Here is a 9732-nt window from a genome sequence, read left to right as displayed (position 1 = left end):
GGGGTCATGCTCAATTTACTTGGTGGACTAATCGCTTATTGTTTGAAAAATGATAAGCCTTCTTTAGATTTAACAGCCCAAGAATTTGAGCTGTTAAATGGCACTAACTTGATGTTGGCTTAACCAGATCTCAGGTAAATTAATCAAATCGCCCAAAAAACATGAAAACAAAATCTAGTATAAAACAGCCCAGTCTTTTCAGTGCCGATGAAAATATTGGTAACACCTTGCCCAGCGCCAGTCCCGTAAATACGTATCCCCGCTAAGTAAAGTTTGTTACAGTCATCAATTGATACTCATCGTATCCGTTTTGCTGACATAGCTAATATAGAGCTGAACGAACGGTTAACGTTATTTAAGGTAAAGTGTGAAATTCAAACTTATTGCTTACAGCATGCTATTTGTGATTGCTTTGCAATCATTAGCGGCTGTGGCAAAAGCCCAAGACTTTCACCAAATTGAACCTGAGCATTTAGCGCTTATCCATCAACACGCTTCAGATGAACAAAACATATCGCTCACCCCTTCCCTAAATGATGAGCAAGTGAGTACCCAAGACGATACCCATAATCCAGCGGATTGCCATCACTGCGGCCATTGCAATGGTTCACACGCCCATTGGGTTAGCGCCAGCGCCTCCCCCGTGAGTGATATTCATAACACGGTAAGTCAATACGCCTATCTGCATACCCTTGTTGATGGCCCAGCCAACCGACTTTTACGCCCACCTAAAGCTTAGTGCCATTTAAATTTCGTTAACCGGTCCGAGGTTTCATACCTTTGACTGATATTTTTATGTGCATTTTTTAGGACATTATTATGACTCTGGCGATACCTATCCGATTGCCCAAACTCGCATCATTTTTGGTTTTCAGCAAAAGTATGTGGGTGATTCTTTTCATGACAAATCACGCTTGGGCCCAAGACCCAAACTCAGTAATTGCGCCCTTGACTCCTCACTCCACTTCACCTGCGAGTATTTTGACCTTGTCAGGCGCAATAAAGCGCACACTGGCAAACAACCCCCAATTAGCGACGTACACATTTCAACAACAAGCACTTGATGGCGAGCGCACGACTGCCCAGTTGGATCCCCAATCTAGTATTTCGATAGAAATTGAAAACGTATTAGGTACCGGGGAGCGCAGTGGCGTAAAAGGTGCAGAGCTTACACTGGCACTATCATCTGTACTCGAATTAGGTGGCAAGAAAGACGCCCGTAACGCACTTATTTCTCAGAAACGTCAGTTGCTAGCAGCACAAAAACAGCTCAGTCGCTTGATTTATTGGCCGACGTTACGCGTCGCTACATAGATGCACTGAGCAGTGAACAGCGCGTTGCCGTTTTAAAAGAAGCTGAAGCGCTTGCTCGTTATACCTTGCAAGCGGTTAAAAAACGGGTTGCCGCTGGCGCCACACCAGAAGTAGAGCAGTTCAGAGCGCAATCGGCATTAGCAAAAGCACGCATGCGACTACTAAACGCTCAACGTCAACGAACCGCCAATCATTATGCTCTGAGCATATTGTGGGGAGAGGCCACCCCCAGCTTCTCTACATTAACCGGGAATATATTTGCCTTAGGCTCAAGCCAAAACTTCGACAGCTTATACCGTCAAGCGGTAAACAATCCTGCTATTGAAGTCTTTTCAGCTCAGGAACGGCTTCAACAAGCCCACTTGCGACTAGCTAAAACCCAAGCTCAATCGGATCTAACTTGGTCTGTTGGAGTACGCTACGACAATGCCAGTGACGATGGCGCTCTGGTTGCGGGTCTAAGCATGCCGCTCTTCGGCGCTGCACGCAGTCTAGGTGAATATCAATCTATACAGGCTAAACGTGCTCAACTCGATGCAGAAAAAAGCGCAGCCTTACTGACCCTGTCCAATCAGCTATATCAATTGGTACAAGCCAGAGAAAGCGCAGTTTTACGAGTAAACACGCTGAATAACGACATTATTCCACCACTCAATACTGCACTAAAACAAGTGCGTCAGGCATATGAGGAAGGGCGTTACAGTTACCTTGAGTGGGTCACTACTCGCCAAGAGCTTATTGATGCAAAAGCAGCAATGATATCTGCGGCACAAGACGCTCTCACCTTGGCTGCTGATATAGAACAGCTAACTGGTAACCCGCTTATTTCAAGCACGCCTTCATCTGCGTCTCATTAAGGAATTCCCCATGACATTATTATCTATTCTTCCCTTTAACATACAAAAAATGAGCAAGGTGTTAGTGCAAACACTGACGCTCACTCTATTCGTTACTTTTTTAAGCTCAGCATCTATGGCCGTGGCATCACCTGAACACGACCATGCCCCAGAACAACTAGATGACGCTAAACAGGAAGACGAGCACGGTGACGAACATGCGCCCGTTAGCTTAATCCCTGACAATATTGCGACGCAAGCGGGCATAAAAGTAAGCCAAGTCAGTGGTGGATCAATCATCAATCGCCTTACCGTTTTTGGTAAACTAGCCTTAGCTCCCAGTGGTTTAAGTCATGTTAGGGCGCGGTTTTCTGGCGTGATCACCCAAGCTAATGCCACTGTTGGGCAAACCATCAAAGCCGGACAAGTATTGGCGGAAGTTGAATCTAACGAAAGCTTAAAACGCTACGCGATAAATGCACCTTTTTCAGGTGTGGTCATTGCGCGTCACGCGAATGTTGGTGAGTTATCAAATGGCCAAATACTTTTCTCGGTTGCCAATTATCGTAATGTATGGGCAGAGTTGCGCCTATTTTCAGAGCAAATCAATCTGGTGAAGGTAGGGCAAAACGTTGAGCTGTTGTTAAACGGCAATAGCATTAATTCAAAAATCGAGCACATCATGCCAGCGCCTGATGACAGCCCATATCTTATCGCCCGTGTATTAATCGATAACAGTTCAGGTCAATGGGCACCCGGTTTATTCGTGAAAGCCAATATCACCACTTCGCGTAAAGACGTAGCCGTTCGTGTACCTAACAATGCGATTCAAACCTTAGATGGGGAGGACGTTGTATTTGTTAATCAGGACTCAAGCTATCAAGCGCGCGCAATCAAAGTCGGTATTAAAGACGCCCAATACAGCGAAATAATATCCGGATTACGCAGCCAGGAACGATTTGTGGTGGGTAACAGCTACCTCATAAAAGCAGATATAGAAAAGTCAGGAGCCGGTCATGCACACTAGTTTCTTTATCAGCCTCGACAACAAAAATCTCGCTTATCTAATACTCGCGCAAACGGTAATGCAACAGGAGCTTAAGTTATGATTAACACTATCTTACGCACCTCAATAGAAAGGCGCGGGATAATGATGGGGTTAGCCATGCTCATCATCGCGCGGGTGTATGGAGCTATCAACATCTGCCGATAGATGCCGTACCTGACATCACAAATGTTCAGGTACAGATCAATACTGTGGCACCCGGTTATTCACCACTGGAAACAGAGCAACGCATCACTTATCCAGTGGAAACCGCCCTATCTGGACTGCCTAATTTATCTTATACCCGCTCGTTGTCGCGCTACGGATTATCCCAAGTCACTGTGGTTTTCGATGAAGGTAGCGATTTGTATTTCGCTCGCAATGTAATAAGTAATCGATTGAGCAGTATCAAAAGTAACCTCCCCCAAGGATTGGAGCCCGAGCTGGGCCCTATAGCCACGGGCCTAGGTGAAATCTTTATGTACACGGTAACCGCTGATAATGACGCACGCCAAATAGATGGCAGCGCATTTGATGCAATGGCCTTACGTGAAGTACAAGACTGGATCATCAAACCTCAGTTAGCCTTGGTCAAAGGTGTCACTGAAATCAATGCCATTGGCGGCTTTGTAAAGCAATACCACGTGTTGCCTGATCCGCAAAAAATGCTCACCTTTGGTGTGTCTTTTAGCGATTTACAGTCCGCATTGCAAAGTAACAATAACAATCGTGGTGCGGGTTATGTGGAACGTAACGGTCAGCAATTGTTGGTGCGCAGCGAAGGACAATTAGCCACAGTGGCGGAAATCGCTGAGTTGGTTATCAAGCACGTATCAAGTACACCAGTCAGGATCAGTGATATAGCAGACGTGGCGATTGGCAAAGAGTTACGCACCGGGGCCGCCACCAGAGATGGCAAAGAAACCGTGATCGGTACTGCTATGATGTTAGTCGGCGAGAACTCCCGAGACGTAGCACAAAGTCTCGCCGCTAAGTTAAAGGCAATACAACAGACCTTACCTGCTGGTGTTAACGTGGAAGCAGTTTACGATCGCACCACCCTTGTTGATAAAGCCATAGCAACCGTACAAAAAAACCTGTTAGAAGGGGCATTATTAGTCATAGTAGTGTTGTTTTTATTACTGGGTAATATTCGCGCCGCGTTAATTACTGCTGCCGTGATCCCTCTTGCTATGCTCATGACCATCACCGGCATGCAGCGTATGGGTGTGTCAGCGAATTTAATGAGTTTAGGGGCGCTGGATTTTGGCTTGATTGTTGATGGCGCGGTGATCATAGTGGAAAACGTCATTCGCCGTTTATCTCAAGTGAAACATGAACTGCCATTAAAAGAGCGTTTAACCCTAGTCTTTGAGGCTACCAACGAGGTTATACGTCCCAGTTTATTTGGGGTTATCATTATCACAGTTGTATACATTCCCCTTTTCTCCTTAACCGGGGTGGAAGGTAAAATGTTTCACCCAATGGCAGCGACGGTGATCATGGCATTACTCGGAGCCTTGTTTCTATCAGTGACCGTGGTTCCCGCAGCGATTGCATTGTTCATGAGTGGCAAAGTCAGCGAAAAAGAAAGCATTGTTATTTTGGCTGCCAAGCGCGCTTATTACCCTTTACTGTTAATCGTTATGAAGCTTCGCTGGTTGGTATTAAGTCTATGCTTGGTGTTGCTTGCTGGCAGCGCATGGTTAGCCACTACGCTCGGCTCGGAATTTATTCCCCAATTGAACGAAGGGGATATTGCTTTGCATGCCATGCGTATTCCAGGCACTGGGATTGAACAAGCCGTCACCATGCAACGTCAACTGGAAACACGTATCAAACAGTTCCCTCAGGTTGATAAAGTGTTTGCCAAAATCGGCACCGCCGAAGTTGCAACAGACCCAATGCCACCCAATGTGGCAGATAACTTTGTGATGTTAAAACCCCGCAGTGAATGGCCCAATCCGAATATGCCGCAAAAAGACTTAGTGGCTGAAATCGAAACAGCGGTTAAACAAATACCCGGTAATAACTACGAGTTTACTCAACCCATTCAAATGCGCTTCAATGAGCTTATCTCTGGGGTGCGGGCCGATCTGGGTATTAAGGTATTCGGCGATGACTTGGATCAACTTCTGCAAGTTGCCAATGATGTACTGGCCAGCATTTCAACCCTAGAAGGGGTAGCCGACGCAAGAGTTGAGCAAGTCACTGGTTTGCCTGTTTTCTCAATCGAACCTAAACGCGTCGCACTATCTCGCTACGGATTAACACTCAATGATCTGCAAGACAGTGTTGCCACAGCAGTAGGTGGAGCCGACAGCGGTATTATCTATCAAGGAGACAGACGCTTTTCCTTGGTGGTACGCTTACCAGAAGCGCTACGTAACGACTTAGAAAGTCTGATGGATTTGCCAATCGCGTTGCAAAATGGGAATTACATCCCGCTTTCAGAAGTTGCTACGCTTAGCCAAACTGAGACCCCTAATCAAATTAGTCGTGAGAATGGCAAACGTCGTGTGGTTGTGACCGCTAACGTACGGGATGTCGATTTAGGCAGCTTTGTCACATTGGCTCAACAACGTATTAGTGAGCAGGTCACTATCCCACCCGGGTACTGGTTAGATTACGGCGGCACATTCGAGCAACTGGAATCCGCCAGTCAGCGTTTATCCATAGTGGTCCCTATTACCTTGGCGGTCATTTTAGGGCTATTGGTGATGGCGTTTAGCTCGGTTAAGGATGCATTGATCATCTTTAGCGGCGTTCCTCTGGCACTGACTGGAGGGGTGATTGCCTTATGGATACGTGGTATGCCCTTGTCAATTTCAGCGGGCGTAGGCTTTATCGCACTATCAGGTGTGGCCGTCCTCAACGGCTTAGTGATGCTGTCGTTTATTCGCCAGCGCTGGCACGAGAACCACGATTTGCTGACAGCCATCATTGATGGCGCCATGACTCGCTTGCGTCCGGTGCTAATGACAGCGTTGGTCGCCAGTTTAGGCTTTGTGCCTATGGCTCTCAATGTAGGAACCGGTGCTGAAGTACAACGACCGCTAGCAACAGTCGTGATAGGTGGGATCATTTCATCCACCATATTAACTCTGTTGGTGCTGCCAATTTTGTATCGCTTAGTGCATCAGCGCGAGGATAAAGCTCAGCCTAGCACAGTACGAACAGATTAGATCATTTCGGTACTAATCGAATCATGTAGGGCCTGTTTTAATAGGCCCTACTATATTGGCAACATTATTTAAGCTATTTATTAACATTATTTTAGAAAATTAAGCCTTTCTTAAGCTTCCCTCTCTAGTCTGATCAATATCCTCTCATGATTGGACATTAGCATGCGCTACGTAGTCGCTGTCATTTTACTCTTTGTCAGCCCATTTTCATTTGCCAGTAATGGCAAACAAGCACCTGATTTCAACTTTTCCTTAGACGGACAAATGCAGCAATTAAGTCAATTAAAAGGTCACGTGGTATACGTCGATTTTTGGGCTTCATGGTGTAAACCTTGTCGGCAGTCATTTCCTTGGTTAAACCAGATACAGACGCAGTACGCCAAACAAGGCCTGCTTGTGGTGGGGGTTAACCTTGATACCGAGCCGGAATTAGTCAGTGCATTTTTACACCAGGTTCCAGCACATTTTCCTATCACCTACGATCCTGACGGCAAAATAGCCCAGCAATATGAACTCGTTGGCATGCCCAGCAGTTATTTAATCGATAGGGACGGCACTATTCGCTTCAGCCATAAAGGTTTTTTCAGTGCCAAACAAGGTGCTTATGAACAGCAAATTATCGCCCTCTTACAAGAATCGGAGTAAACCCTATGCGTAATAGATCCACTAACTGCTTATTCGTCGCCATCATCATCATGGGCACTTTGACCTTAAATGGCTGCGCCAACATCGGGGTTAAGCCATGGCAACGTGACTTGTTGGCTAAAGATGAAATGGCCCTTGATGCCCAAGGTATCGATTTAGGCTTAGACGATCATATCTATTTCAGTAAAGAAGCAACCAGTGGCGGACGTTCATTTGCCGGTGGAGGTTGTGGATGCAATTAAATAACACTAAAAACATTAGTATTTCATTAGCCGCGGCGGCCTGTGCTCTGTTAAATACCCCAGTTCAAGCTGAAGAAGAAAGCCAAGCAGACGATTGGAAGTTCGACACTGCCATTTTATATTACGGCGAAACTGACCGAGTTCAGTTAGCGGAAGGCGTGCTCAACGCTAAAAAAGACTTTGGTGAGCAACATATTTTCAATGGCAAAATTGCCGCCGATACCCTCACAGGGGCATCGGCGTCGGGTGCTGTTGCTCAGCCTAGCGCGCAAACATTTACGCGCCCCTCGGGCAATGGTCAATATGCAATCTCCCCCGGGGAAACGCCGCTAGATGACACGTTCAAAGATACCCGTGTTCAACTAAGCGCCCAATGGACTCAGCCTTTATGGGAAAATGTAACCGGTAGTACAGGTGGGAATCTATCGAAAGAGTACGACTATTTTTCGCTAGGCGTAAACGGCTCGTTAGCCTGGGACTTTAACCAGAAAAATACCACTGTCTCTGGGGGATTAGCCTACCAATTCGATAGTATCGATCCTGTTGGCGAAGCGCCCGTTGGCCTATCGAGTATGGTCATCAATAGCGGGCAATTTTCCGATGACAGTGCATTTGAGCAGGCCTTTAACGCAACGCGTACCACAGATGGCAAAGACAAAAGCACTGTGGATCTGCTGCTAGGAGTGACCCAGGTCATAAGCAGGCGCATGTTGATGCAGTTCAATTACAGCTACTCAGTCGCCGATGGCTACCTAACGGATCCGTATAAACTCTTGAGCGTGGTCAACAGTGAAGGAATGACGCAAGATATCCTACATGAGAACAGACCAGATAAACGCACCAAACAAAGCTTTTATTGGCAAACCAAGTATGCTTCTGACTACGGTATTGCGGATGTATCATACCGTTACGCCACGGATGATTGGGACATACACTCGCATACACTAGATTCGAGATTCAGAGTTAAGCTTTCCGGCAATAGTTACTTACAACCGCATTTTCGTTACTACCAACAAAGTGCCGCAAATTTCTATCAGCCGTTTTTGATAGAGGGATCACTGCTGCCGTCTGTCGCTAGTGCTGATTATCGTTTAGGGGAAATGACCGCTTTCACAGTAGGATTGAAATATGGCCAAATACTAGACGATGGTCGCGAGTGGGCTGTCAGGGTTGAATATTATCAGCAGAGTCCAAAAAATTCTGGTTTTAACGAGCCCGGTGCCTTGCAAGACTTAGATCTATACCCGAGTGTTGACGCTGTCATTGCTCAGGTTAGCTATAGCTTTTAGGCCTAATATTTCAATATGAATTTGGCTCAGGGTATACTGATTTATCATCTGCGTGCGAATGCACGCTGCAATAGATGTGCAAACTAGATAGAGAACCCCTTGAGCCAAGTCCCCACCCTAACTGCCAAAAGTAATTATTTTCATGGTCACTTTTTTTCGATGGCTAGCCCCTGTGAGCTACTCATCGATACACAAGATCATTTACTTGCCAGTCAGCTACTTGAGCAAGTTTTCTTACAAACCCAACGAATAGAGCAAAAATACAGTCGTTATGTTCTAGGCAACCTTGTTCATAAAATAAACAACAGTGATGAAAGATGGGTAGAAATAGATCAAGAAACCCACCGCTTGCTGGCTTTTGCGCAAACCTGTTTTGATCTCAGCAATGGCATGTTCGACTTAACGTCTGGTGTGCTACGTAAAATATGGAACTTTACCGGAAATGGTCAATTTCCATCTCCAGATGAGGTGACCGAAGCGTTAAAGTATATTGGCTGGCAGCACATCGAATTTACGCAGCAAAAAATTCGTTTACCTTATGGATTCGAGTTGGATTTTGGTGGAATTGGTAAGGAGTACGCTGTGGATGCTGCTGCAAAGCTGTGTACCCGACTGGCACCTAATATTTCAGTGCTCGTTAATTTTGGTGGCGACATTCAAGTCACCCAGCCAAGGCGCCATGACGCATATTGGCAAGTAGGTATTGAGAGCCCTCATGCTGAAAGATACAAAAATAGTAATGTCTTAGTTAAAATAGCATCTGGAGGGTTAGCCACAAGCGGCGACGCTAGGCGCTTTATTATCCACAACGACATTCGTTATAGCCACATCTTAAATCCTAAAACAGGTTACCCAGTTACCGGCGCTCCCCGCTCGGTGACCGTGGCCACTGATTTTTGTATTCAATCAGGCATGTTAGCCACCATGGCCTTACTGCAAGGACGTGAAGGCGAGCAATTTTTGCAACATCAGCAACAAAAATATTGGTGCTATTGGTAGGCATTCGTACGTCGAACTGATAGCCCGTTTACCTAGATAAATTTCAATAACTCATTAAATTCACTACATATTTAATATAATAGTAACGGATTATTTTCACACTTGAGGTATCATTTACGCACTGATGTAAGTGTAGAGTTTAACCCGAGCTACGTTAATGACGTCCTACCTAATATT

Annotated in this window: 8 protein-coding genes and 2 pseudogenes; all 10 read left to right on the top strand. The window is 45.9% G+C overall.

Going from position 1 to position 9732, the window contains the following annotated elements; genetic code table 11:
- Positions 1 to 123: pseudogene (locus tag GPLA_RS24400) on the top strand (IS982 family transposase); the annotation flags it as partial.
- Between the two features lie 244 nt (positions 124 to 367).
- A complete protein-coding gene (locus GPLA_RS14600; protein WP_007105711.1) occupies positions 368 to 739 on the top strand; it encodes a hypothetical protein in 372 nt (123 codons plus the stop codon).
- Positions 740 to 900: 161 nt separating this feature from the next.
- Entirely contained in the window at positions 901 to 1314 is a 414-nt protein-coding gene (locus GPLA_RS24060; protein ID WP_226993118.1) for a hypothetical protein, read from the top strand.
- Entirely contained in the window at positions 1287 to 2171 is an 885-nt protein-coding gene (locus tag GPLA_RS14595; RefSeq protein ID WP_051997686.1) for a TolC family protein, read from the top strand. Before GPLA_RS24060 ends, GPLA_RS14595 begins: the two co-directional genes overlap by 28 nt.
- A 10-nt stretch (positions 2172 to 2181) precedes the next feature.
- The gene (locus GPLA_RS14590) at positions 2182 to 3177 is read left to right on the top strand and encodes an efflux RND transporter periplasmic adaptor subunit (protein WP_007105710.1); all 996 of its coding nucleotides are present in this window, start codon (positions 2182 to 2184) and stop codon (positions 3175 to 3177) included.
- A gap of 78 nt (positions 3178 to 3255) precedes the next feature.
- A pseudogene (locus GPLA_RS14585) lies at positions 3256 to 6380 on the top strand (efflux RND transporter permease subunit).
- Between the two features lie 162 nt (positions 6381 to 6542).
- Positions 6543 to 7025, top strand: coding sequence for a TlpA family protein disulfide reductase (locus GPLA_RS14580; protein WP_007105708.1), 483 nt, complete (start codon positions 6543 to 6545; stop codon positions 7023 to 7025).
- 5 nt (positions 7026 to 7030) lie between these two features.
- Positions 7031 to 7267: a DUF4266 domain-containing protein gene (locus tag GPLA_RS14575; RefSeq protein WP_007105707.1), complete on the top strand. Its 237-nt coding sequence runs from the start codon at positions 7031 to 7033 to the stop codon at positions 7265 to 7267.
- Complete coding sequence (locus GPLA_RS14570; protein WP_007105706.1) at positions 7258 to 8556, top strand: DUF3570 domain-containing protein; 1299 nt, start codon at positions 7258 to 7260, stop codon at positions 8554 to 8556. The genes GPLA_RS14575 and GPLA_RS14570 overlap by 10 nt, the downstream gene beginning before the upstream one ends.
- A 159-nt stretch (positions 8557 to 8715) precedes the next feature.
- Entirely contained in the window at positions 8716 to 9555 is an 840-nt protein-coding gene (locus GPLA_RS14565; RefSeq protein WP_007105705.1) for an FAD:protein FMN transferase, read from the top strand.
- Positions 9556 to 9732: the final 177 nt, after the last annotated feature.

It is taken from the genome of Paraglaciecola polaris LMG 21857 (assembly GCF_000315055.1).
Taxonomy (GTDB): Bacteria; Pseudomonadota; Gammaproteobacteria; order Enterobacterales; family Alteromonadaceae; genus Paraglaciecola; species Paraglaciecola polaris.
The sequence above is the reverse complement of the archived record's forward strand: the minus strand, read 5'-3'. Positions and strand labels throughout refer to the sequence as shown.